The sequence below is a fragment of the Roseomonas sp. SRI_022 genome (assembly GCF_057586215.1).
Window position 1 is genome coordinate 83,814 of the sequence record NZ_JBYCZL010000007.1, and the last position, 19,832, is coordinate 103,645.

General features: G+C 68.9%; 30 protein-coding genes and 1 tRNA gene. 12 read left to right on the forward strand and 19 right to left on the reverse strand.

Going from position 1 to position 19,832, the window contains the following annotated elements:
* Positions 1 to 295 precede the first annotated feature (295 nt).
* Both AC2YHJ_RS08760 and AC2YHJ_RS08765 read left to right on the forward strand, forming a co-directional pair.
* A complete protein-coding gene (locus AC2YHJ_RS08760; protein ID WP_487395402.1) occupies positions 296 to 859 on the forward strand; it encodes a LemA family protein in 564 nt (187 codons plus the stop codon).
* A gap of 116 nt (positions 860 to 975) precedes the next feature.
* Positions 976 to 2,136 carry a M48 family metallopeptidase gene (locus tag AC2YHJ_RS08765; protein WP_487395403.1) on the forward strand — a complete coding sequence of 387 codons (1,161 nt, stop codon included), beginning with the start codon at positions 976 to 978 and terminating at the stop codon, positions 2,134 to 2,136.
* A gap of 132 nt (positions 2,137 to 2,268) precedes the next feature.
* Here AC2YHJ_RS08765 and AC2YHJ_RS08770 read toward each other — a convergent pair whose 3' ends face one another.
* From AC2YHJ_RS08770 to AC2YHJ_RS08780, 3 genes are all read right to left on the reverse strand, one after another.
* Complete coding sequence (locus AC2YHJ_RS08770) at positions 2,269 to 2,913, reverse strand: aspartate/glutamate racemase family protein (RefSeq protein ID WP_487395404.1); 645 nt, start codon at positions 2,911 to 2,913, stop codon at positions 2,269 to 2,271.
* Positions 2,910 to 3,425, reverse strand: a complete 516-nt coding sequence (locus tag AC2YHJ_RS08775; RefSeq protein WP_487395405.1) for a hypothetical protein — start codon at positions 3,423 to 3,425, stop codon at positions 2,910 to 2,912. Before AC2YHJ_RS08775 ends, AC2YHJ_RS08770 begins: the two co-directional genes overlap by 4 nt.
* Positions 3,426 to 3,494: 69 nt before the next feature.
* Positions 3,495 to 4,715 (reverse strand): MFS transporter, encoded by a 1,221-nt coding sequence (locus tag AC2YHJ_RS08780; protein ID WP_487395406.1) that lies wholly within the window; start codon positions 4,713 to 4,715, stop codon positions 3,495 to 3,497.
* A 138-nt stretch (positions 4,716 to 4,853) separates the two neighbouring features.
* Between AC2YHJ_RS08780 and AC2YHJ_RS08785 the strand changes: the two genes are divergently transcribed.
* Positions 4,854 to 4,929 (forward strand) — tRNA-His (locus tag AC2YHJ_RS08785).
* 20 nt (positions 4,930 to 4,949) lie between these two features.
* On the opposite strand, the gene AC2YHJ_RS08790 is transcribed toward AC2YHJ_RS08785, so the two are convergent.
* Genes AC2YHJ_RS08790 through AC2YHJ_RS08855 form a run of 14 tightly spaced genes read right to left on the reverse strand, consistent with a single transcriptional unit; the run spans position 4,950 to position 12,300 of the window.
* Complete coding sequence (locus tag AC2YHJ_RS08790; RefSeq protein WP_487395408.1) at positions 4,950 to 6,059, reverse strand: tyrosine-type recombinase/integrase; 1,110 nt, start codon at positions 6,057 to 6,059, stop codon at positions 4,950 to 4,952.
* Positions 6,056 to 6,277: a helix-turn-helix transcriptional regulator gene (locus AC2YHJ_RS08795; protein ID WP_487395410.1), complete on the reverse strand. Its 222-nt coding sequence runs from the start codon at positions 6,275 to 6,277 to the stop codon at positions 6,056 to 6,058. Before AC2YHJ_RS08795 ends, AC2YHJ_RS08790 begins: the two co-directional genes overlap by 4 nt.
* Positions 6,278 to 6,308: 31 nt before the next feature.
* Entirely contained in the window at positions 6,309 to 6,659 is a 351-nt protein-coding gene (locus tag AC2YHJ_RS08800; RefSeq protein ID WP_487395412.1) for a DUF4326 domain-containing protein, read from the reverse strand.
* Positions 6,652 to 6,969: a hypothetical protein gene (locus AC2YHJ_RS08805; protein ID WP_487395413.1), complete on the reverse strand. Its 318-nt coding sequence runs from the start codon at positions 6,967 to 6,969 to the stop codon at positions 6,652 to 6,654. Before AC2YHJ_RS08805 ends, AC2YHJ_RS08800 begins: the two co-directional genes overlap by 8 nt.
* A complete protein-coding gene (locus tag AC2YHJ_RS08810) occupies positions 6,966 to 7,349 on the reverse strand; it encodes a hypothetical protein (protein WP_487395415.1) in 384 nt (127 codons plus the stop codon). Before AC2YHJ_RS08810 ends, AC2YHJ_RS08805 begins: the two co-directional genes overlap by 4 nt.
* Positions 7,342 to 9,351: a ParB/RepB/Spo0J family partition protein gene (locus AC2YHJ_RS08815; RefSeq protein WP_487395416.1), complete on the reverse strand. Its 2,010-nt coding sequence runs from the start codon at positions 9,349 to 9,351 to the stop codon at positions 7,342 to 7,344. The genes AC2YHJ_RS08810 and AC2YHJ_RS08815 overlap by 8 nt, the downstream gene beginning before the upstream one ends.
* A complete protein-coding gene (locus tag AC2YHJ_RS08820) occupies positions 9,348 to 9,761 on the reverse strand; it encodes a hypothetical protein (protein WP_487395418.1) in 414 nt (137 codons plus the stop codon). Before AC2YHJ_RS08820 ends, AC2YHJ_RS08815 begins: the two co-directional genes overlap by 4 nt.
* Before the next feature lie 26 nt (positions 9,762 to 9,787).
* The gene (locus AC2YHJ_RS08825) at positions 9,788 to 10,147 is read right to left on the reverse strand and encodes a hypothetical protein (protein WP_487395419.1); all 360 of its coding nucleotides are present in this window, start codon (positions 10,145 to 10,147) and stop codon (positions 9,788 to 9,790) included.
* Entirely contained in the window at positions 10,144 to 11,157 is a 1,014-nt protein-coding gene (locus AC2YHJ_RS08830; RefSeq protein ID WP_487395420.1) for a hypothetical protein, read from the reverse strand. The genes AC2YHJ_RS08825 and AC2YHJ_RS08830 overlap by 4 nt, the downstream gene beginning before the upstream one ends.
* Positions 11,154 to 11,411, reverse strand: a complete 258-nt coding sequence (locus AC2YHJ_RS08835) for a hypothetical protein (RefSeq protein WP_487395422.1) — start codon at positions 11,409 to 11,411, stop codon at positions 11,154 to 11,156. Before AC2YHJ_RS08835 ends, AC2YHJ_RS08830 begins: the two co-directional genes overlap by 4 nt.
* Positions 11,408 to 11,569 (reverse strand): hypothetical protein, encoded by a 162-nt coding sequence (locus AC2YHJ_RS08840; protein WP_487395423.1) that lies wholly within the window; start codon positions 11,567 to 11,569, stop codon positions 11,408 to 11,410. Before AC2YHJ_RS08840 ends, AC2YHJ_RS08835 begins: the two co-directional genes overlap by 4 nt.
* A complete protein-coding gene (locus AC2YHJ_RS08845) occupies positions 11,566 to 11,691 on the reverse strand; it encodes a hypothetical protein (RefSeq protein ID WP_487395424.1) in 126 nt (41 codons plus the stop codon). Before AC2YHJ_RS08845 ends, AC2YHJ_RS08840 begins: the two co-directional genes overlap by 4 nt.
* On the reverse strand, positions 11,688 to 12,062 hold the full coding sequence (locus tag AC2YHJ_RS08850; protein WP_487395426.1) for a hypothetical protein: 375 nt from the start codon (positions 12,060 to 12,062) through the stop codon (positions 11,688 to 11,690). Before AC2YHJ_RS08850 ends, AC2YHJ_RS08845 begins: the two co-directional genes overlap by 4 nt.
* Before the next feature lies 1 nt (position 12,063).
* Positions 12,064 to 12,300: a hypothetical protein gene (locus AC2YHJ_RS08855; RefSeq protein WP_487395427.1), complete on the reverse strand. Its 237-nt coding sequence runs from the start codon at positions 12,298 to 12,300 to the stop codon at positions 12,064 to 12,066.
* A 179-nt stretch (positions 12,301 to 12,479) separates the two neighbouring features.
* On the opposite strand from AC2YHJ_RS08855, the gene AC2YHJ_RS08860 reads away from it, so the two are divergent.
* Positions 12,480 to 13,112, forward strand: coding sequence for a hypothetical protein (locus AC2YHJ_RS08860; protein WP_487395428.1), 633 nt, complete (start codon positions 12,480 to 12,482; stop codon positions 13,110 to 13,112).
* A 171-nt stretch (positions 13,113 to 13,283) separates the two neighbouring features.
* Here AC2YHJ_RS08860 and AC2YHJ_RS08865 read toward each other — a convergent pair whose 3' ends face one another.
* Positions 13,284 to 13,658, reverse strand: a complete 375-nt coding sequence (locus AC2YHJ_RS08865) for a helix-turn-helix transcriptional regulator (protein ID WP_487395430.1) — start codon at positions 13,656 to 13,658, stop codon at positions 13,284 to 13,286.
* A gap of 96 nt (positions 13,659 to 13,754) precedes the next feature.
* Here AC2YHJ_RS08865 and AC2YHJ_RS08870 point away from each other — a divergent pair, with 96 nt between their 5' ends.
* On the forward strand, positions 13,755 to 13,988 hold the full coding sequence (locus AC2YHJ_RS08870) for a carph-isopro domain-containing protein (RefSeq protein ID WP_487395431.1): 234 nt from the start codon (positions 13,755 to 13,757) through the stop codon (positions 13,986 to 13,988).
* Positions 13,989 to 14,028: 40 nt separating this feature from the next.
* On the opposite strand, the gene AC2YHJ_RS08875 is transcribed toward AC2YHJ_RS08870, so the two are convergent.
* Positions 14,029 to 14,238, reverse strand: coding sequence for a hypothetical protein (locus tag AC2YHJ_RS08875; protein ID WP_487395432.1), 210 nt, complete (start codon positions 14,236 to 14,238; stop codon positions 14,029 to 14,031).
* Between the two features lie 219 nt (positions 14,239 to 14,457).
* On the opposite strand from AC2YHJ_RS08875, the gene AC2YHJ_RS08880 reads away from it, so the two are divergent.
* The 7 genes from AC2YHJ_RS08880 to AC2YHJ_RS08910 all read left to right on the forward strand — a co-directional run bounded on the left by AC2YHJ_RS08880 (position 14,458) and on the right by AC2YHJ_RS08910 (position 19,552).
* Positions 14,458 to 14,883: a hypothetical protein gene (locus AC2YHJ_RS08880; protein ID WP_487395433.1), complete on the forward strand. Its 426-nt coding sequence runs from the start codon at positions 14,458 to 14,460 to the stop codon at positions 14,881 to 14,883.
* Positions 14,880 to 15,125 carry a hypothetical protein gene (locus AC2YHJ_RS08885; RefSeq protein WP_487395435.1) on the forward strand — a complete coding sequence of 82 codons (246 nt, stop codon included), beginning with the start codon at positions 14,880 to 14,882 and terminating at the stop codon, positions 15,123 to 15,125. Before AC2YHJ_RS08880 ends, AC2YHJ_RS08885 begins: the two co-directional genes overlap by 4 nt.
* A complete protein-coding gene (locus AC2YHJ_RS08890; protein ID WP_487395437.1) occupies positions 15,122 to 15,427 on the forward strand; it encodes a hypothetical protein in 306 nt (101 codons plus the stop codon). Before AC2YHJ_RS08885 ends, AC2YHJ_RS08890 begins: the two co-directional genes overlap by 4 nt.
* Positions 15,424 to 16,464: a CHC2 zinc finger domain-containing protein gene (locus AC2YHJ_RS08895; protein WP_487395438.1), complete on the forward strand. Its 1,041-nt coding sequence runs from the start codon at positions 15,424 to 15,426 to the stop codon at positions 16,462 to 16,464. Before AC2YHJ_RS08890 ends, AC2YHJ_RS08895 begins: the two co-directional genes overlap by 4 nt.
* Entirely contained in the window at positions 16,461 to 16,871 is a 411-nt protein-coding gene (locus tag AC2YHJ_RS08900; RefSeq protein WP_487395439.1) for an ASCH domain-containing protein, read from the forward strand. The genes AC2YHJ_RS08895 and AC2YHJ_RS08900 overlap by 4 nt, the downstream gene beginning before the upstream one ends.
* The gene (locus AC2YHJ_RS08905) at positions 16,871 to 18,742 is read left to right on the forward strand and encodes a hypothetical protein (RefSeq protein ID WP_487395440.1); all 1,872 of its coding nucleotides are present in this window, start codon (positions 16,871 to 16,873) and stop codon (positions 18,740 to 18,742) included. Before AC2YHJ_RS08900 ends, AC2YHJ_RS08905 begins: the two co-directional genes overlap by 1 nt.
* A gap of 234 nt (positions 18,743 to 18,976) precedes the next feature.
* Positions 18,977 to 19,552, forward strand: coding sequence for a hypothetical protein (locus AC2YHJ_RS08910; protein WP_487395441.1), 576 nt, complete (start codon positions 18,977 to 18,979; stop codon positions 19,550 to 19,552).
* The last annotated feature ends 280 nt before the right edge of the window (positions 19,553 to 19,832 follow it).

Here is a 19,832-nt window from a genome sequence, read left to right on the forward strand (position 1 = left end):
AGGGATGGGGTGGCTGTGCCGCAGGGGCGCGGCGGGCATCGCGGACCAGGGGGGGGCATGGTTTGCGGACCGTTTTGGGTTCACAGCGCCGTTTCGTTAAGCGATAACGGTTCGTAAAAGTCTAACAATTGATCCAATTCTACAAAACACGAGTCTGTGAAACACGAGTTTGTGTAATTAATCACATCGCTGGGCTGGCGCCGCCGCGCAGGGTCTCTAATCTCACGTATCGGATCGTCGGGTGCCCACAGGGCGCCCTGGCGCGTCATGTGCCACGTCATGGGAGCCGCGAGGCATGGTTTGGGCAATCCTGGGCATCATCGCGGTGGTCATCGTCTGGCTGGTGATCGTCTATAACCGCCTGGTCACGCTGCGGCAGGTGACCGGCCAGTCCTGGTCGGATGTCGATGTGCAGCTCAAGCAGCGGCACGACCTGATCCCGAACCTGGTCGAGACCGTGAAGGGCTACGCCGCGCATGAGAAGACGACGCTCGACGCGGTGATCCAGGCGCGCAACGCCGCCGTCACCGCCCAGGCGCAGGGACCGGCTGCGGCGGGGCCGGCGGAAGGTGCGCTGGGTGCGGCGCTCGGCCGGTTGTTCGCGCTGTCGGAGGCTTACCCGGACCTCAAGGCGAACCAGAACTTCCTGTCGCTGCAGTCGGAACTGTCCGACATCGAGAACAAGATCGCCGCGGCGCGGCGTTTCTACAATTCGTCGGTCGCCGAGTACAACGCGATGACGGAAAGCGTCCCGGCGGTGTTCTTCGCGCGCTCGATGGGCTTCCAGCAGCGCGGCTTCTTCGAGATCCCGGAAGCGGAACGTGCCGTGGTGCAGGTCGCACCCCAGGTGAAGTTCTAGCGCGGCGGAGGTTCGCCATGGCTCACGAACGCCACGCCAGACCTTCGTTTTTTCGAGCATCTTCACGCGATCAGGCGATGCCGCCTGATCGCGATCTGCTCTAGGAGGCCACCGCCATGCAGGCCTTCGGCCTGCGCACCCACGCGTGGAACACCGCCTGGCGGTCGATGCTGCTGCTGGCGGGGTTCCCGCTGCTGCTTGCGGTCATGGCGCTCGGCCTCGGGCTGATCTTCGGCTCGGAACAGCGCGACCTCGGCCGCGCCTTCACCAATGCGGTGCGCAACCTGCCCGGCGTCTATGTCATGGCCTGGGGTGCCGCGATCATCTGGTTCGCCATCGCCTGGGCTGCGCATGACCGCATCCTCGACTGGGCGACCGGCGCGCATCCGGTGACGCGCGCCGATGAACCGCGGCTGTGGAACCTGCTCGAGAATCTCTGCATCTCGCGCGGCATGCGCATGCCGCGCCTGGCGGTCATCGAGACGGAGGCGATGAACGCCTATGCCGCCGGCCTGTCGCGCGAGACCGGTTCGGTCACCGTCACGCGCGGGCTGATGAATGCGCTCGATGATCGCGAACTCGCCGCGGTGCTGGCGCATGAACTCAGCCACATCCGCAATGGTGATGCGCGGCTGGGGCTGATCGCGGCGGTCTTCGTCGGCATCATCTCACTGGGCTTCGACATGATGACGCGCACGCGCCGCGTCGCGCGCCACGACCGGCAGACCTCGAGCGACGATGGCGGCGGCTGGCGCGTGCGCACGGATAGCCGCAGCAGCGGCTGGGCCGCGCTCATCGGCGTGCTGCTGATCGCGCTCGCCTGGGGCCTCGCCACCGTGCTGCGCATGGCGCTGTCGCGGAACCGGGAATTCCTCGCCGATGCGGGGGCGGTGGAACTGACCTCCGACCCCGATGCGATGATAACCGCACTGCGCAAGGTCGAAGGCCATGCCGACATGCCCGAGGTCTCGCCCCAGGTCCGCGCGCTGTTCCTCGAGGATGCGGGGGACAATGCGCTGTCCTCGCTGATGGCGACGCATCCCCCGATCGGGGCCCGCGTCGCGGCTCTGGTGAAGTTCGCCGGTGGGCGCGACCCGGGGCCGATCGAACGTGCGGCCCCCGAGGCTGAAGGCGAGACGCCGCCTTGGGCGCAGCAGGATGCCGCCGACGAGACGGTGCGCGTCGCGCCGCGCGGCGCGGCGGCGACGCCGTGGTGGCAAGGGCCGGCGCAGGGGACGGGCGGGGGCGCTTCCTCACCCTGGGGGAAGCGTCCGTAGCGTCACCCGGCCGTCGGGCAGCGATGCTGCGGATAAAGGCGTAAAAGCCTAAAGTGATAAATGCGCCACGTCAGAGCAGCGCCCGATCAGGTGGCATCACCTGATCGGGTGAAGATGCTCGCGAAAACGTCTCTAGCCGCCGAGCAGGCGCTTGAGCTTCAGCACCGCGCTGTCCGGCGTGGTCAGCACCGGCTTGCCCGTCGCCTGTTCCACCAGCGATTTCGCCCGCGCCAGGCTGAACTGACCGAGCGCGATGGCGTCGCAATCAGCCAGGTCCTTCGCGGCCTCGGCCGCCAGGCGGTCATGCGTCGCGGTGTCGCCGGCATCGAGCGCGGCGAGCCCGCCCTCCGCGACCTTGGGCACCACGGTGATGCCGCTGGGGAATTCCGGGGTCATGGACGGGATGGTGCCGGGGAAGGTCACCAGCAGGCCGATGCGCTTTCCCTTCGTCACCGCCTCCTCGATCATCGCCTCATTCGGCTTCAGCACCGGGATGGGCGCGAGCTCCGCGGCGCAGGCCTCGATGCAGGGGCCGAAGGCGGAACAGGTGAACAGGATGGCATCCGCCCCTGTCCCGGCGGCATAGCGCGCGAGCGTCAGGAAGCGTTCGGTCATGCGCGGCGTCAGCGTGCCCTCGCGCGCAAGATCGGCCGACAGGCTGTCATCCAGCAGGTTCATCAGGACCTGGCCGGGCCAGAGCCGGGCGAAACCGGCCTCGATCGGCGGCGGGGAATGCCGCAGCGCGTGGATCAGGGCGATGCGCCGGGGCTGGCTCACCGGTTGGGGCTGCCGCAGCGGCGCAGCGGGGACGGCATCTCGCGGCAGTTGGGAAAGGCGATCTCGTCTGGGCCGAGCTGCTCGACCTCGAGCGCATCGGGGCCGTCCGGGCAGCCGAAGCCGATCTCCGACGGCAGGCGGCTGCCGGCCGGGGCGGCGGGGATGAAGCGGAAGGTCGTCGCACCGGGGCGCGTCGCCACCGTCTCAACGAAGCGCTGGCGATAGGCGGGGTCGAGGATGCCGCTGCGCATCACCACGTCCCGCGTGAAGATCACCGTCGGCTGGGCGAGGCAGCGCGGCCCCTCGGTGTCGCCCGGCGGGTACATGCCGCCGGTCCAGGACCCGAACAGCCATTCATGCGGGATCGGTGCCGGGGTGCGCGCCGGGGCAGGAGCAGCGGGTGCCGGGGCCGCCGGAGCGGGGGCCGGCGCCGGCGCCGGGGCGCGCTGCGCCACCGCGCCGGTGGCAATCAACGGGGCGGCCAGGATCAGGCTGCGGGCAATTCGACGCATGGGCGTGCTCCTTCCGGCGCGGACTGGCGGTATGGCCTGTCGCGCGGGGTCGCGGCAAGCCGGTCCGGATCAGGCGGCCGCAGGCGCCAGCTTCGGGCCGTCGCGCACGGGGATGTGGATCAGCGCCGCGAAGGCCGCGACCAGGATGCCGAACACCCACATCAGGTCGTATGACCCTGTGCGGTCGAACACCAGCCCGCCCAGGAAGGCCCCGGTGAAGCCGCCAAGCTGGTGGCCGAGGAAGACGATGCCGAAGATCGTCGCGAGCCAGCGCGTGCCCCAGTTGCGCGCGCAAAGTGCAACGGTCGGCGGCACGGTGGACAGCCACAGGATGCCCATCAGCGCCGAGAAGATCATGACCGAGGCGGTGGTCTTCTCCACCATCATGAAGCCGGCCATCAGCACCCCGCGCGCGGCGTAGATGCCCACCAGCAATTCCCGCCGGCGCCACCGCTGCGTCAGTTCGCCCGACAGCAGCGACCCGCCGATGTTGAACAGCCCGATCACCGAGATCGCCCCGGCGCCGACATAGAGCGGCAGGCCGCAGGAATGCACGAAGCCCGGCAGATGCACGGTCAGGAAGGAGACATGCACGCCGCAGACGAAGAAACCGAAGAACAGGCACCAGAAGGACCTGTCGCGGAAGGCGCGGGACAGCGCCGCGCCGGCGGTTTCCGAATCGGCCGCCGCCGCGACCGGCGCGGGCCTGTCCGACAGCGGCAGGGCGAGCGGGATCATCAGCAGCGCCGCCCCCGCCATGGCCATCAGCGCCGCCTGCCAGCCGAAGCCTTGGATGGCGAGGCCGGCCAGCGGCACCACCAGGAACTGTCCCGCCGATGACCCCGCCGTGCCAAGCCCGACCGCCCGGCCGCGCATGTTCTCCGGCAGCAGGCGGGTGAGGGAGGCGATGATGGTCGGCATCCCCGCCGCCGAGACCGCCACCCCCATGACGATGCCCGCGAAGACGGTGAACAGCGGCAGCCCGTCCGACAGCGCCATGCCGAGAATGCCCACGGCATAGAGCAGCGCACCGCCGATGATGACGTTGCGCCCGCCGAAGCGGTCCGCGAGCTGGCCCGTCAGCGGCTGGGAGACGCCGTTCAGCAGCACCTGCAGCGCGATGGCGAAGGCAAAGCCCGAGGCCGTCCAGGCATGGGCCTCGGTCATCGGGGCGAGGAACAGGCCGAAGGATTGCCGCAGCCCCATGGCGAGCATCGCGCCGCCGACGGCGCAGGCGATCAGGATGCCGGCCGGCAGCGCGGCGCGGGACGCGGTGGAGGAGAGGCTCACGGGAGGGCTCCGCTGTGTCGCGGTTACATGTCGTTACGGCGCAGTTCCGCAATGCTCGCCGGCACGCAGGGCAGCCATGCATGTGCGGGCACGGTTGACGGGAGAGGGGTCGCGGCCGTATCTCCCGCCCCCTCGGTGGCGGCCATAGCTCAGTTGGTAGAGCGCCAGGTTGTGGTCTTGGATGTCACGGGTTCGAGTCCCGTTGGTCGCCCCACCCTTCTTTCCCGATGGCGGTTAGCCGCCAATCTTGAGTCGGGTTGGAAGTTCCACCAGCGCCGGGTTGGAAACGGCACCCCCTATTCGATCCATCCCCTGGGCCGCCATGCGAGCCTGTTCGGCCGCCCGGGTATAGGTCTCGACCTCGCGCAAATTCCGATGTCCGGTCACCGCGGCGATCTGGTGCGTGGTCGCGCCGGCCTCGGCCATCCGCCTGCAGCACGCCTTGCGCAGGCCGTGCGGCGCCAAGCCGGGGGGGATCCCGGCCTCGCGCGCCCATTCGATAAACCGATTGTAGAACCCGCCGGAGGTGAAGCCCTTGGTGCGGCCGCGTTCTTCGGTTTGCAGGAACAGCAGCTGACCGGCGGGTATGCGAATCAGTTCCTCGGCCAGCGTCGGATGCAGCGGGATCTTCAGCTCGGCTTCCGTCTTCACTTGCTTCACCCAGATGGCGGGGATCCGCGTGCCGTCCTCCCGCTGGATATCCGTCAGGTGCTGGCGACCCATGCGAACCACGTCGCTGCGCCGCTGGCCAGTGTAGAGCAGCAGGAACAGCGCCAGGCGTTCGCGGGTGCCGGGCGGGTGCTTCGCCTCATAGGCGGCAATCTGATCTTCGTTCCAGGTCGGGTAGCCGACCGTCTTGAACCGCACGCGCTTCATGCCGTGCGTCGGGTCGGTGGTGATCCAGCCGAGATCGATCGCGTGGGCCACAAGCAGGCGCAACATCCGCAGGCGATGGTTGTAGGCGGAGCGAGCCTTGCCCGACAGCAGGTGCGCGACGGCCTTCGGCGTCAGCCGCGCGATCGGATTCGCGCCGTCCTTTCCGCGCATCTCCTCGACCTGCCGGCGATAATCGGCCTGGGTGGAGGCGCGCAGCGCCAGGAACTGTGCCGACTGGTAGTAGCTGATCGCCAGCGCATCGAGGCTGCCCGGCGCGACCCGGCTGGCGGGGGTGGGGGCGACCTTCGCGGCGGCCTCGGCCTCGGCGTTGTAGGCCGCGATGAATTCGGGGGATCCAGGCTGGCCGGGCAGCGCGACCGCCTTCCGGCCTGGGATGCGCAGGTAATGCCGCAGGTGGCCGTGCCGGTCCCGGAAGCGGGAGATGTGGCGCAGCCTAATTGTCGTCACGGCGACAGCCAGGGATTGTCCGCATCCGGGTCATCCGGGGTGGTGAGGGCCGAGGGTGCGGCCGCGCCTTCCTGCTGGTCAAGCCAGGCGTCGAGCTGCCGGCGTGGGTAGAGGATCAAGCCCTTACCGCGGCGGATGGGGTGAAGGTCAGGCGCGATGTGCTGGCGGAAATAGGTGCCGCTGACATCGAGGTAGGCCGCCGCGCGTTCGGCACGCATGGCGGCGGGCCAATCGGGGAGGCGGGAGCCGTCAGGCATTGGCGATCTCGAGCAGCACGTCCGCGTGGCAGGCCAGGTGCGGCGGGCACCAGCAGCACAGCGTCTTGCCGCGCAGCTCGGCGCGCACGGCTGCGATCAGCTCGGGCTGCTGCGCAAGCCATGCTCGGAAGCGATAGGTGGCGACCTCGTGGGCGTCGGCGGGGTTTCGCGCTTCGGCGCACATATCGATGCGCGTGTCGGTGCAGCACCAGCCGACGCCGTCCACCAGCTCGGCCTTCCACGGGTTGCCCCATTTCGACGGGCGGCCGACGTAGACAGCGCCGGCCGGCATGCGCCAGCCCTTCTTGCGGCTGCGCTGGATGCGGGAGGGGGCGTCAGTCATCCGGATACTCGATCGGTGCGCAGGGCCGCTTCTCGTCACGCAACAGGCCGCTGTTCCAGTCGACGCCGGCGGCCGCGAGTTTGTCGTTCGCATAGACAACCCAGGGCCGGCCGTTCGGGGCAGCGCCCTGTCTGATGCGGTTGTCGAGGAAGGCCTCGGGGGCGAGGCGCCGTCGCATGGCCTCGGCGCGCAGTCGGTCGGCGGATTGCCGGCACAGCGTTGGCGCGTTCCCTTCCAAGCATCCGGTCGGAGGGTCCCCGATCCAGATCGGTGCATCGTAGTGGCAGATGGGGCAGGTGACGGAGCTCATGCGCGCTCCCTCCCGCCATCGCCGATGTCGCGCAGGAAGCGCAGCGCCATGGCGGCGAGCTGCACCGCCTCCTTCCGCATCGCTGCGGCGTCCCGGCGCTTCTGGTTTTCCCAGACATGCTCCTTGAGCTCGTCAAGCTCCTCGAGGATGACGGCGTAGCCTTCGTGCGCGGAGTGCATCGGCGGCCAGACCGATTCCGCCCGCGCCACCTCGATGCCGACCTCGGCAAGGAGGTGCTCGAGCGTCGTGGCCTCGCTGTAGCCGCCAAAGGCAGCGGTCAGTCGCAGCGAGCGCGACAGGAGGCGCTCCATCGCCTCCCGCGGCACCATGATGACTGCGGGGCCCTGCTGGGCCATCGCAAGCTGCTCTGCATCATTCATCGCCGCCGTCCTCCGCGCGTTCGCACAGCGCCTCGACGCAGCAGTATTCAGGGTCGCTGCACCCGTCGCAGGGGAAGGGGCCGACATGGCCGTCCGGCGCGCGTTCGGCGCGCACCGGCCCTGGTGCGCCGAAGGCGCTGCCGGGCAGCGTCAGGCCCTCGGTGTTGCTGGCCAGGCGCTCGCGGATGGCCTTGCTGGTGCCCTTGCCTGTGCCGCCTGCAGCGATGTCCGCGGCCTTCAGCGCGTCGCCGGAGACCGTGGCGAGGATCTCCGCCGTGTCGAGCCGCGGCATGCTGCGGTCGGCATCGAGCATCGCGCCGATCCATTCGGCCGCGGCGCCACTGACGTTGCCGTTGCCGCCGGTCGGGCCGCATACGATCATGCGGGCCGCAGCCTCGGCGGCGATCTTCAGGACATCGGCGAAGACCAAGCCGTCGATGACCGCGCCGTCCTCATCCACCATCCGCGCCACCAGGTCGTGAAAGGTGGCGAGGCGATGCGGGGATGCCGGATCGCCTAGCACCGAGACGTTGTCACCGGCGAGCGCCAGCACCAGCACGATCAGCAGATCTGTCGGTGAATGGTCCAGCCGATCCCGTAGTGCGCAGCGGATGCCGGCGGTCTTCGCCGCCGCCACCAGGATGCGCCCCTTCTCGGTCAGCGGGCCTCGGCCCGGCTTGGGCGGGGCCGGGGTGGTCGGAACATGATCGGTAGAATCCTGATCTGAATCGGCGTTGCTGCCTTCGCTATCGGGATCAGCGTCCTGCGCATCGTCGCCGGTGCTTTGCGCCGGATGGGATTCGACCGCCGATTCCTTGCGCGCGGCGCCGGCGCTGCCCTTCTTCCCCACCGGCTCCGGCGGCGGCACCGCAATCGTCTCGACGATGACGCCGAGGTCGTAGCCCTCCGGCTTCACCGCGGCGAAGCGCACCGCACCAACCGTCTTGGGGTCCCAGGTGCGCGTCCATCCGGCTGGCAGGCGCGGGCCATGCGCCTTGGCGTCCCATTCTGCCGACCGTAGCTTGCCGCGCGTCGTCTTCGCCACCAGCGCAGCGTTCTGCGCGGTGAGGAAGCCGGCGATGTCCGTGGTGGTGAAGCGGTCGGCATCGTCGGGCTGGGCGAAGAGATCCTCATCCCAGGTCAGGGCGATGACGCTGGTATCGAAGATCGCCCGCGACTGCGGGATGCGCCGCACGCGGCACAGGTTCGCGATGGAATACCAGTCCGGCACCTTGCGCACCGTGCCGGTGCCTTCTTCCCGGTCCCAATCGTCATCCCAGGCGTCGGGATGCTTCAGCGCGTCCTGCTGCACCTGGTGCGGGGCGCCGGCGATGATCGCGAGCTCGTCTTCCTCCGGCATGTCGTGCCCGCCGATCGCGGCGATCATGTCTGGGTGCAGGCGGCCCAGCTTGTCGAGCTGCCGCGCCAGGCGCTTCGGCGTGCCGAGGGCCATCGCCGCCCCGTCCAGCGTCCAGCCCTTCTCCTGCAGGTGCACGATGGCACGCCACAGATCCACGGGCGCGAGCGGTGCGCGTTGCGTGTTCGCGGCGACGCCGGCGGCGAGGCTGGTGCGTTCGTCCATCGCGACCTGCACGGCGGGAATGGCCTCGAGTCCCGCCGCACGCGCGGCGGTGACGCGACGATGGCCTTCCACCACCTGGTGCTGCGCCGCCTCATCATCCCAGCGCACCAGGATGGGCTGCAGCACTCCCATGATCCTGATGCTCTCGACCAGCCCGGCATCGGCCTCGGCCGAGGCGGGCGTGCGGCGCTGCTGGTAGGGGCCGTTCATGCCGAGCGTGTCGAGCGCGAGCATCAGCAGCGATGCCGCGGGGAGGGATGGGTTCACCGTCGGGGGACCTTCTGCGCTGGGTTGCGGCGCCTTGCGCGTCTTCGGCTGCGATGCCTTGAGCGGCGCCGCGCGGCGCTTCGCGGCCGGCTTCGTCGCCGGCGCCTTCTTCGTGGCCTTGCCCTTCGGCTTGGCCTTTGTCGGGGCCTTCATGCTGTCGGCCTCCGCAGCACTGTCTCCCCGTTGGCGACGCTGTCGCTGTCGAGCATGAACGGCCGCCATGGCGAGTGCTTTGCGCGCCATGCAGCGAAGGCGCCGGTCAGCGCTTGCTGAAGCTCAAGCAGCGCGTCGTTTGACACCGCTTGGGCGTTCGGTCCGTCCTCGCCCCAACAATCCTCGTTGTGCTCCTCGAACTGCTCCATCACATCCGAAGCAGTGAAGAAATCATCGCGAGGAACGCGAAGGCGGGCGGTGAAGATGACGAAGGACGGCTCGTCTTCACCTGAGTACCGATCGGCCTGTGCCGCGGCGATCGCCTCATCGCGGCTGGAGAACGGACCTTGGAAGATCTCGCTGTCGTCGTGGTCGCCCCACCACCACTGAAGGTTGGCGGTCTCGCTCATTCCGGTGCTCCCTGTTGCCGTCGTACTCACAGCGGAAGCCCATCACTGCCGACGGCCTCCGGTTCGGGATCGTCATCGGCGTCGATGGTGGTGACGGGCGCCTCGAGCATCGCGGGCGGCACGATGCTGCGGATCGGTGCGGGAAGATGCCATTCCGACCGAGGCTGGTTCTTGAAGGCGGTCTCGGCCGAGCACGGCGTGAGGCGATAGATCGCCGCACCACCATGGAATACGGCGGGCAGCAGCTCGCCACGGAACAGCGGCTCGATCGCCATCATTCTCGCGCCGAAGCGCTCGACCTCGGCGATGCGGCCCACCAGCGTGGTGTGGCCGAACAGCTCGACGATCGCGTATTCGCCGGGTGGGTGGGCGGTGGTCTCGCTCATGCGGGTGTCTCCTTCCGAACTTCACTGAGCAGTCGCAGCACCTCGCGCAGCGGCATGCCGTGGCGTGACGCCAAGCCGGAGCACACGAAGGTCATGTCCTTCGCCTTCTCCTGCAGCGCGGTGCGGAGGCCTTCGCGGACGCGGTCCTGCTTCGTCAGCACCGCCTGGTCGGCGATCGCCGCCTGGGCGTCGGGTGGGATCGCTGGCGGTTCGGGTCGCGGGGGTGCGGCGGGTGGCGGTTCCGCGAGCGTGGCGGTGGTGCGCACCGGCCGCGGAGGGATATCGATCAGCGCTGTGCGCTTCGGCAGCCCAAGCCGCGCCGCGATCAGGTAGAGCGCCGGCGCATTCGGGATCTCGTCGCCGGGCAGCGCATTGAGGCGCGCGGTGATCTCGCGAAGCGTCAGTGCCGGGTCGCGCCAGAGCGCGCCGAAGATCTCCGCGCGCTCCGCCGTCAGGCGGCGGCTGAGAACGGAACCGCGTGGCGGCTCGATGACCGCCGCTGGCGCGTCACCGGGGGGGGCATCGTCGGCCTCGGGAAGGGGGTGCTCCTCCACCGCCAGGACTGGCGGAGGAGCGGGCTCGGGCACCGTGGTCGGCGCCGGGGCCTCTGCTGCCGGTAGTCCGCGCGCAGTGTCCGCTGCGCTTCCTGGCCCGGTGGGCAGTGGGGGAATGGCGATGGGCGGGTCCGCGGCCGCGATCGTGTCGTGCTGGTCGGGCTGCGATTCCGCCGGCGTCGGAGCGGCGCCGGCGTCGGCCGGCCATGTCCAGGCCTCGGCGACCGGCGCGAGGCGGCTGGCAATGCCGGTGCCGTGCATCGCCTCGATCGACAAATCGGGCAGCCTGCGCGGTGCGGGCGCCTGGTGCTGCGGGTCGAGCAACGCCTCCAGCACGTTCAGCGCGTCGATGAAGAAGGCGGCGGCCTCGTTGTTGTCCTCGCGCTCCGCACCCATGCGGCGCATCATCGCGAGGCTCGCGTGCAACGCCTGCTGCGTCAGGACGATGCCTGTCACGGCCGCACCGCCCCGTCACCGCGCGAAGCGCGGAAGGCATCGAGGTTCACGATCGGCGCGGACAGGCCCGAGTGCGCGCGCCGGTGTTGCACGACGTCTTCCACGCCCTTCATCGTGACGCGCACCGCATCCAGCGCCTGCGCTGCCATGACGATGCGTTCCTGCGCGGCACGCAGCTCGGGATAGCCGGAGAGAAGGACCGCCGCGCGCATCAGCTCGGTCAGCGGTGCGTCCATGCAGCCGGACAGGGTCATGACAGGGATCTCGCGATGAAGTGGATGGCGACCAGCACCGGCACCCACGCGGCAAGCGCGAGCACCAGCGTGACGATGGGGTGCGCTCGCCGCGGTTCGGTCGGGCGCATGGCAACGCGGAACGACAGGCCGCCCTGGGCCTTGCGGGTGACGGTCATGCCGGCGGCGCCGTCAGGCCGACGCCCCACAGCGTCAGCGCGCCGAACAGGGCGAGGATGCAGGTGAGGGCGAAGAGGTCCTCCGCCAGTTCCCGCGCGAAGGTGCGGCGGCGCGCGTTCATGGCGCGTCGCCCGCGGTCGAAAGGCCGGCGGCCCAGCTGCGGCGGCGAATGGAGGCCTCGGCTTCCATGGCCGTCAGTGGGACACGCGGCGGGTGCGGGTAGCGCGGGGCGGCGTCGCGCAGGATGCCGGCCAGGGATTCCAGTGTCGCCGCCTCATGGTCCAGCAAGGGCCGGGTGTAGGTGCGGCAATCCGTGACCGCCTCGGCCAGACGGTCGGCGAAGTACAGCAGGAAGTCCGCCGTCAGGCCGGGCGCGTTGAGGATGGCGCGGCCGAGCGCGAGCAGCTCGTAAGGCAGGTCCTCAAGGCGGGACTGCAGCTCGGCGATGGTCGGCGGTTCGGGCGGCTGGTCGGGGAGGAGGGAGAGGCGCATGTCAGCGGCCCTCCGCTTGGTCGATCGCCTTCCGAAGCGTGCGGATTGAGACGTCCAGATCCCAGGGGAGTGGCTGCTTTCGCCTAACGAGTTCGGCGCGTCCGCTCTCGAGCTGCTTCAGAGCATTCTCGGCCGCTCCGATCAGGTAGCCGAGCTGGAAGTGCACGTTGCTGGTGACGGCCGGATCGATTTCGGGCCGCGGCCCGGCCGGGACCATCGCTGCTTCTGAATTGGGCACTGGCGTCGCCTCCGTCGCTGGGGACGGGGCCGATGATTACCAGAAAAATTGGCAATCACAAGTAAGAAATGCCAGAAATCTTGGCCATTCAATCCCTGGCGATGGCGCTCGTGGGCGGTGGTGCCTTTTAGGTTCTCTGGCAATCTCGCGAGCGTGTTACCGTTCGGCAGGAGGACCGCATGAGGAAATTCGCCTTATTGGCTATGGCGGCTGGAATTCTGTCCGCCTGCTCGACCCCTTGGCCACGTTTGGCTCCTGATCCGGACCCAGCCTCGGACGTCCGACGCGGGATGGCGCGCGTGACGGTCCAGCGCACCACGAATTTGATGTACGCGGGCGGCGTCGCGAACGTGGCGGTGAATGAGCAACGAGCGGGCGGCTTGTGGAGAGGGGAGAGCATGACGCTTGACGTGCCGGCGGGCATGACTGCTGTCTCTGTCTCGACGCCGACCGCGCCTGGGCGTTGGACGACGCGCTTCCAAACGGTATCGGGAGGGCGCTACCGCCTGGAGCTCGGCGTGCGCGGTGCGAGCTACACATCGGCCCTGATGCTCGGGTACCTTGGCGCTGCGCTTGATGCAGCCAGCAACCCAGAGCAGGGCGGCTCTTTCCAGCTCGCCATCACGTCCGCCGATCCCCCGTTGGGAACTGCGGGGCCTGTTGCTGCGACCGACCTCCCGGTAAGCGCCGCGCTGAGTACGCCGGAGGGGCGCAGAGAAGCGCTGGAGGAGGCGCGGCGCCTGCGGCGCGAGGGTTTGATCAGTGACGAGGTTCTGCGCGAGCAACAGCGCCGAGTATTGGCCCAGCCATAGGCGCGGGGCGAATTTGTGCCGATCGGGAGATCTTGCTACCGGGTTTTGTGTCTCACGCGTCTAGGAACTAATCCTTGAAGGTCGCACGCATGGAGAGTCATGTTCCAGTTGTGTTCACATGGCTGGGAGGGATTGCCCCAATGCGATGCAGATGGCCGGACAGAATTCCGCTTAAGTCGGGTCCGTCAGTTCCAGCACCGACGCCCCCGCCTGGTCCGGATCAAGGCCGTGAAGCCTCGCCGTCAGCCGAATAGCTGCCCGTGTTGGCATGCAGGTAGTTACTCCTCGATAAATCCAGTCGAGCGTTAATCCGAACTCTGTGCTGCGCTCACACAGCGCTATCATTGCTTCCTCGGCAGGCATGGCTGCACTTGTCGCCCCAATGTAGTGTGACCAGCTCTGCCGGGTGATACCCAGTAAGTCTGCCATTTGTTCCTGGGTGCGGCCCATCTCCGCTTGCAATGCGCGAAGGCGTCGGCAGATGGCCAGCTTCAGCTCCGAGGGTGGCTTCTTGGGCTCGTCGGGCTCTTTGGTCGACTTTGGCATGTGAGGGAGTGTGCCAAAAAGGCTGGCGACCGGCCTGACAACAGGTTGGGCAACGACGGGCTTGCGAAATGCCAGAGTTATTGGCAGTCTGACGTCATGGACGCCACCTCCATCATCCAGGCCCTCGGGGGCGCCACCCGCTTAGCGCCGCAGATCGGCGCGAAGCGCAGCGCCATAAGCAACTGGCCTCGCCATGGAATCCCGGCACGCTACTGGCCGGTATTGGCGCGTCTCGCCGCGGCGCGGGAAGAAACGCGCCATATCACGATCGAGGTGATCGAGGCGGCCCGAGGCCAGCGCGATCTGATGCTGCCGGGAAAGGCTGCCTAGTCGTGTATGGCCCACGCTTCAGCTCCTGTACCGCTTCGCTTCACCGACCCATCTCCAACTCGACCAGCGCCATCTCGCAGGCCTGCGCCATCGCCTCGCCCTGCGTCGTGCGCCGCCGCCGCGCCGCGTCGCGCAGCGCCGAGATCTCCGCCCGCAGCGCCGCCAGCCCTTCGGCGTGCATGTGCATCGCCACGGCGCGCAGCAGCGGCTGCATCAGCAGCGCGCGTGCCTGCAGGAATTCATCGGACATCGGGCTTCCTCCTGTGCCTCCCGGGGAAGGTGGCGACGGCCGCAGGGTGGAAGCGGGGCGGGGCGGGTGGCAATCCCGTCCCGCCCTGGCGGGCAGCGACATGGGGGTGCTCTCCTTCGCTCACACTTTTGCGCGCGGTGATGCGGTGCGCATCCGGAACTGTTCCGGCGCATGACAACTCGCCTCGCTCCCATCGATGTCGCCGCGCTGAAGATGGCGATGCGCCTGCTGGTCGAAGACGTCGGCGGCGTCGATGCTGCGGCCAGCGTCTCGCGCCTTTCCGCATCGTCGATCGCCGAGACCTATGACCCGCATCGGCTCAACCGCATGCCGCCGGTGGATGTGGTGGCGGATCTGGAAGCGCTCGGTGGCAAGGGCCCGCGTGTCACCCAAATCCTCGCGCGCCTGGCCGGCCATCGCCTCCTGCCGATCGCGCCCGCGCAAGGCCGCGTCGGCCGGTCGATCGCCGAGGTCCTGACCGGCAGTTCCGAGGTCGGCGCGGCCTACGTCGCCGCGACGGCCGACGGGACGCTGAGCAAGGCCGAGCGCCAGCGCATCGCCGGCGAGGTCCTGGAACTGATGGCCGCCTGCGAACAGGCCGCCGCCGTGCTGCTGGGCGAGCCGGACGGAAAGGACAGCGAATGACCCTGACCTGGCGCCAGGATGCTCACGGCTGGGTTGCCTGCTGCGGTGAGGAATCGCAGGGCATCGTCCGCGTCGTCCCGTTCCGCGGCGGCTGGGCCTGGATGGTGGACATGCTGCCTGCCGACATCGAACCGCAGATCGTCGGGCAAAGCACCTATGCCGCAGCCGACGACGCGAAGGCGGACGCGCAGCGCCAGGTCGAGGCGTGGCCGTTCCCGATCGGCGGGGCGCGCCGCGTATGAGCGCCGCCGCCCCGCAACCCATGACTGCGGTCGAGGCCGACCGCTTCGCCGAGGGTTGGCGTACCGGCCGCCTGGCCGCGCGCTTCACGTTGCGCACCATGGAAGGGGAGACGGACAAGCTCGCCGCACGCGGGCTTCTCGCCGCCGCCGTCCAGCGCATCGAAGCGATCGAGGTCCCGCAATGCAGCGTCGTGCTGCCCCGCGCCGATCGCCTCGAGGCGGCGATCCGCTCCGCGCTCGCCCTCGCCGGCGCGGAATTCGCGGCGGAAGCCGTCACCGTGCTGCAGGATGCGCTGAAGTGACGGCGCCAGGCGGCAAGCCGCAGCGGATCCCCGAAGCCTTCCTGGATGAGATCCGCGCCGCGCTGCCGATCGAAACTGTGGTCGGCCGGCACGTCGCGCTGAAGCGCCGCGGCGCCTGGCTCGCTGGCCTCTGCCCCTTCCACCAGGAAAAATCGCCATCCTTCTCGGTGCATCCCGCGCGCCGGAACTTTCACTGCTTCGGCTGCGGCGCGCATGGCGACGTGGTCGGCTTCGTCATGCGGTACCAGGGCTGCACCTTCCCCGAGGCCGTGGCGAGCTGCGCGGCGGAATGCGGCCTCTCGACTGACCTGGAAGCTGCGAAGGCGGCCGCGCCCTGGGCGCGCAAGCCGCGCACCGCCTCCTCGCCCGACATGGAGCGCCAGCGGGACGCGGAACAGCGCAGCCGCGCGGCCTGGGGCATATGGGACCGCGCGCGGCCCGCCGGCGATGCAGTGCGATCCTACCTCGCCGGGCGCCATCTTCCATTCCCCGCCCCATGCGGCGCGGTGATTCGGGAAGCGTTGCTGAAGCACCCGGACACCGGCGATGCGCTGCATCCGGTCATGGTCTGTCGCATCGATGGGCCGGACGGCACGTTCCGCGCGGTGCATCGTACCTTCCTCGCGCCCCGCCCTGGTGGCGGCTTCGGCAAGCTTGGGGTCGAGACGGCGAAGCTGACGCTGGGTCCGCTGCCAGGTGGCGCCATTCGCCTCTTCCCGGTCGCCGAGCACCTGGGCGTTGCCGAGGGGATCGAGACGGCGCTTGCCGCGTATGTGCTGACAGGCATGCCGGTGTGGGCCTGCATCGCGGCGGAGATCCTCGCCGCGCTCGATCCGCCCTTCGAGGTCGCGCGCCTGACCATCTTCGCCGATCGCGACAAGCCGAAACCGCCGCGCCACCCGGAAGGGCACGGCGTCGCCGCTGCGCGCACGCTGGCCGATCGCCAGCGCGCCATGGCGGTGCAGAGCGAGGTCCGCGTGCCGAAGCCTCCATTCAAGGATTACGCGGACGTGCTGGAAGCGAGAGTGGCTGCATGATCGACATGTCAGTGAAGGCCCTGTCGATCATGCAGCCCTGGGCCTGGCTGATCGTTGCCGGGCACAAGGATGTCGAGAATCGGAGCTGGCCAACCGCGTATCGCGGGCCGGTGCTCATCCATGCTGGCAAGCGCTTCGACTTCGACCCGCAGGAATGGGATTGGCCGGATATCGAGCAACCCTGCGACTTCGATCTCGGCGGCATCGTGGGCGAAGCAGAGATCGTCGATTGCGTCACGGCCAGTCGATCGCGCTGGTTCTCGGGGCCGTATGGCTTCGTGATTCGGAACGCGCGTCCGCTGCAGTTTCGGCCATGTCGCGGGATGCTGGGGTTCTTCGTGCCGGACTTCGCACCGCCCGCGCCGAAGGTGAAGCCGCCGCCCCGGCAAGGGGGTCTGTTCTCCTGATGGCATCCAACGTGGTGCGCCTGCACGGCGACGACGATCCGCCTGACGACTTCGACCAACCGCTGCCCCCCGAACCCCCGGAAGGGAAGGGCGGTAAGAAGCGCGGCGGCGGAGGCGGCGAAAGCAGTTCCAGCGATGGCGGCGAGCGCTTCGGCGCCGTCGTGCCGCTCGGCGTGCGCACCAGGCGCGGCAGCACCTGCTACGTCTTCCTCGATGCCGCGGGCCTCGAGACGACGCTGTCCGCCAAGGACATGCACAGCGCGGCGATCATCGAAGGCCTGTTCGGCGGACGCGTCGCGCACCGCTTCCTCTGCGAGCGCTGGCCGCACTACATCCCGCAGCGCGACGCCGCCGGAAAGCCGGTGCGCGACGACGACGGCAAGATGGTGATGATCCCCGTCGGCTGGTCGGCGCGGGAATGCGGTGCCGACCTGATCTCGGCCTGTACGCGCATCGGGGCCGCCGATGATGCCGAGCTGCGGCGCGATGGCGTCTGGTCGGACGGGAAGGGCGGCCTTGTCGTGCATTGTGGCCAGCGGATCTTCGCCGACGACAAGGAACACCGCCCCGGGCTGCGGCAGGGCAAGGCGATCTACATCGCCGCGCCGAAGCGCGAACCGCCGGCGGAGGAACCGGCGACCGCCGCGGAGTGCCTGCAGATCGAGGAAGATCTCCGCCTCTGGGCCTATGCGCCGGCGATCGCCAATGAGGCGCCGCATCTCCTCCTCGGCATGATCGCCTGCGGGATCCTCTCGGCCGCACTGGAATGGCGGCCGCACATGACCACCTGGGGCCCGGCGGGGTCGGGTAAGACGACGCTGGTGAACTACGTCGCCATGTGCTGCGGCCTCGACCAGGCGTCGGATGACGTGTCGGAACCGGGCATCCGCCGCCTGTTCAATGCGCGCGCCGGGCTGATCCCGCTCGACGAAAACGAAGCGGCCGTGGCGCAGACGACGGCGGTGCTGAACCTCATGCGCGGCGCGAGCTCAGGCAAGGGTGCCATGGTGGTGCGCGCGCAGGGGGAGGGGTCGGGCGTCGACGTGTTCCGCGTCGCCGGCGCCTTCTTCCTCGCGGCGATCAACCCGCCGCACCTGTCGCTCGCCGATGCCTCGCGCATCACGCTGATCCTGCTGCGCCGGGGCGAGACGTCGGAGACGAAGAAGCGGCAGCTCGATGCGGCGCTGGCGCGCGCCAAGGCCATCTATCCCCGCCTGCTGACGCGCCTGGTGCTGGGCTTCGATCGCTTCCGCGAGAACCTGGCGCAACTCCGCTCCGCCGCCATCCGTGCGCACGCCACGGCGCGCAGTGCGGACCAGCTCGCCTCGCTGCTGGCAGGGTGGCAGACGCTGACGCAGGACGATCCGGTGACGCCCGCCGAGGCCGATATGCTGATCGAACCGCTCGGCGCCTTCACTACCTCGGCCGAGGATGCCGAGGAAGAGGATGCGGGTCGCCAGGCGCTGCGCCACCTGCTCGGCTCCGTCGTGCAGGTCGATCGGGAACGCCTGACGGTCGCGCAGGCCATGACCGACGGCGTCGCGGCCATCCGCCTGTGGGCGGAAGGCAAGGGCAAGGACGGTGATTATGAGCGGGGCCAGGACGCGAAGCGCTGGATCCGACGATTGGGCTCCATGGGCCTGCGCTACCACGAGGCCCCGTACCCCGGGATGCTGGTGGCGAACGGGGCGCCGGTGATCGAGGCGGCCTTCGCCGGCACGCCATGGACCGGGAAGGCGTGGCAGCGGCCCCTGCGTGAGCTGCCAGGGGCCGTCGAGCCGAAGACCGCGGTGAAGTTCCGGGGGAACGCGCAGTCGCGATGCGTGCTGATCCCCCTTGTCCTGCTCGGAGTGGGGGATGATGACGACTGAAGCTGTTCCCGTTCCCGTCCTTGTTCCGCCTCTTGTTCCGGCCAAGCCATTGAAATGGTTGGAAGGGAACAAGGGAACACGTGTGCGCGCGTGTATAGAGCAACTGAAGGGGGCTCTCCCCGTGTATTTCCCTATAGAGAGGGCTGAATACTCTGTTCCCTTGTTCCCTTTCTTTCATATCAAGAGGTTAGAGGGAACAGAGAAGGGAACAGGATCGGGAACGGGAACAGCGGCATGACGAAGCTGGTCCTGAAGGCCCCTCCTCCGGTCGATGAGGATGGCGAGCCCGAGACGCAGGCCATCGAGATCCGCGCCTACACCACGCCGGAGAGCATGGCCGCGCCGCATCGCCCCGCCGGTGATGACGTGCCTTCGCCTCGCAAGCCTCGGGTCATGCAGCGTGATGCACTGACGCTGCTCTATGCCGCTGGCATCCTCACGGCGAAGCAGGTGGTGGCCGGGCATGAGATCGCGGCGGTCTACGCGGCCTTCGTGCGCAGCATCCAGGCGCGCGTCTCGGCAAGCTACGGCGAGCGTCTGGATCGTGGCGCTGAGGCCGACCTGCCGATCGCCATCGGCCTCGCCAGCGCGCACCGCTACGGCCCATGGCGGGCATGGGCTGGCGGCGTCGCGGTGACGCCGCGCAAGTCGCTCGCCGACCTGACGCTGCTGGTCTGCGTCGACGGCTTTGGGCCACGGCAGGCGGGTGACACCATCGGCATGGACCAGCGCACCGTGAAGCGCCGCGTCCAGCACAGCCTGCACTGGTATTGTCGGTATGCCGGATGGCTGACCGATCGCGAGGCTTGACCGTCGCCACGTTTCACTGCCAGAAATCACCAGCGTCGCGAATCGCGCCCGGCCGGAATCCTCCGCCGGGCGCTTTTCGTTTCAGCCCACTAGGGCTAGGGCGAAAGCCGCGGTTTCCCTAGGGTTGGTGGCCACTAGCGCTAGGGCGCGAGGCCCCCACCCCTAGGGCTTGGGTCCTCCCTGGCCTTCAGCCAGCGCGGTAATTCGATCCGCGCTTCGTTCACCTGCCTCGCGCATTTGCCCTGCTTCGGTTGTTGTTCTTGTTGTTCAAGGGCTTAGG

Bases quoted from the DNA above. Each gene is read 5' to 3' on its own strand.
- AC2YHJ_RS08775 (WP_487395405.1), bottom strand. From the start codon at position 3,425: ATGCGTCGAATTGCCCGCAGCCTGATCCTGGCCGCCCCGTTGATTGCC.
- AC2YHJ_RS08810 (WP_487395415.1), bottom strand. From the start codon at position 7,349: ATGAATGATGCAGAGCAGCTTGCGATGGCCCAGCAGGGCCCCGCAGTC.
- AC2YHJ_RS08815 (WP_487395416.1), bottom strand. From the start codon at position 9,351: ATGAAGGCCCCGACAAAGGCCAAGCCGAAGGGCAAGGCCACGAAGAAG.
- AC2YHJ_RS08880 (WP_487395433.1), top strand. From the start codon at position 14,458: ATGCGCCTGCTGGTCGAAGACGTCGGCGGCGTCGATGCTGCGGCCAGC.
- AC2YHJ_RS08825 (WP_487395419.1), bottom strand. From the start codon at position 10,147: ATGAGCGAGACCACCGCCCACCCACCCGGCGAATACGCGATCGTCGAG.
- AC2YHJ_RS08885 (WP_487395435.1), top strand. From the start codon at position 14,880: ATGACCCTGACCTGGCGCCAGGATGCTCACGGCTGGGTTGCCTGCTGC.
- AC2YHJ_RS08805 (WP_487395413.1), bottom strand. From the start codon at position 6,969: ATGAGCTCCGTCACCTGCCCCATCTGCCACTACGATGCACCGATCTGG.
- AC2YHJ_RS08905 (WP_487395440.1), top strand. From the start codon at position 16,871: ATGGCATCCAACGTGGTGCGCCTGCACGGCGACGACGATCCGCCTGAC.
- AC2YHJ_RS08910 (WP_487395441.1), top strand. From the start codon at position 18,977: ATGACGAAGCTGGTCCTGAAGGCCCCTCCTCCGGTCGATGAGGATGGC.
- AC2YHJ_RS08835 (WP_487395422.1), bottom strand. From the start codon at position 11,411: ATGACCCTGTCCGGCTGCATGGACGCACCGCTGACCGAGCTGATGCGC.
- AC2YHJ_RS08840 (WP_487395423.1), bottom strand. From the start codon at position 11,569: ATGACCGTCACCCGCAAGGCCCAGGGCGGCCTGTCGTTCCGCGTTGCC.
- AC2YHJ_RS08860 (WP_487395428.1), top strand. From the start codon at position 12,480: ATGAGGAAATTCGCCTTATTGGCTATGGCGGCTGGAATTCTGTCCGCC.
- AC2YHJ_RS08870 (WP_487395431.1), top strand. From the start codon at position 13,755: ATGGACGCCACCTCCATCATCCAGGCCCTCGGGGGCGCCACCCGCTTA.
- AC2YHJ_RS08900 (WP_487395439.1), top strand. From the start codon at position 16,461: ATGATCGACATGTCAGTGAAGGCCCTGTCGATCATGCAGCCCTGGGCC.
- AC2YHJ_RS08850 (WP_487395426.1), bottom strand. From the start codon at position 12,062: ATGCGCCTCTCCCTCCTCCCCGACCAGCCGCCCGAACCGCCGACCATC.
- AC2YHJ_RS08820 (WP_487395418.1), bottom strand. From the start codon at position 9,761: ATGAGCGAGACCGCCAACCTTCAGTGGTGGTGGGGCGACCACGACGAC.
- AC2YHJ_RS08795 (WP_487395410.1), bottom strand. From the start codon at position 6,277: ATGCGTGCCGAACGCGCGGCGGCCTACCTCGATGTCAGCGGCACCTAT.
- AC2YHJ_RS08845 (WP_487395424.1), bottom strand. From the start codon at position 11,691: ATGAACGCGCGCCGCCGCACCTTCGCGCGGGAACTGGCGGAGGACCTC.
- AC2YHJ_RS08875 (WP_487395432.1), bottom strand. From the start codon at position 14,238: ATGTCCGATGAATTCCTGCAGGCACGCGCGCTGCTGATGCAGCCGCTG.
- AC2YHJ_RS08865 (WP_487395430.1), bottom strand. From the start codon at position 13,658: ATGCCAAAGTCGACCAAAGAGCCCGACGAGCCCAAGAAGCCACCCTCG.
- AC2YHJ_RS08760 (WP_487395402.1), top strand. From the start codon at position 296: ATGGTTTGGGCAATCCTGGGCATCATCGCGGTGGTCATCGTCTGGCTG.
- AC2YHJ_RS08890 (WP_487395437.1), top strand. From the start codon at position 15,122: ATGAGCGCCGCCGCCCCGCAACCCATGACTGCGGTCGAGGCCGACCGC.
- AC2YHJ_RS08800 (WP_487395412.1), bottom strand. From the start codon at position 6,659: ATGACTGACGCCCCCTCCCGCATCCAGCGCAGCCGCAAGAAGGGCTGG.
- AC2YHJ_RS08765 (WP_487395403.1), top strand. From the start codon at position 976: ATGCAGGCCTTCGGCCTGCGCACCCACGCGTGGAACACCGCCTGGCGG.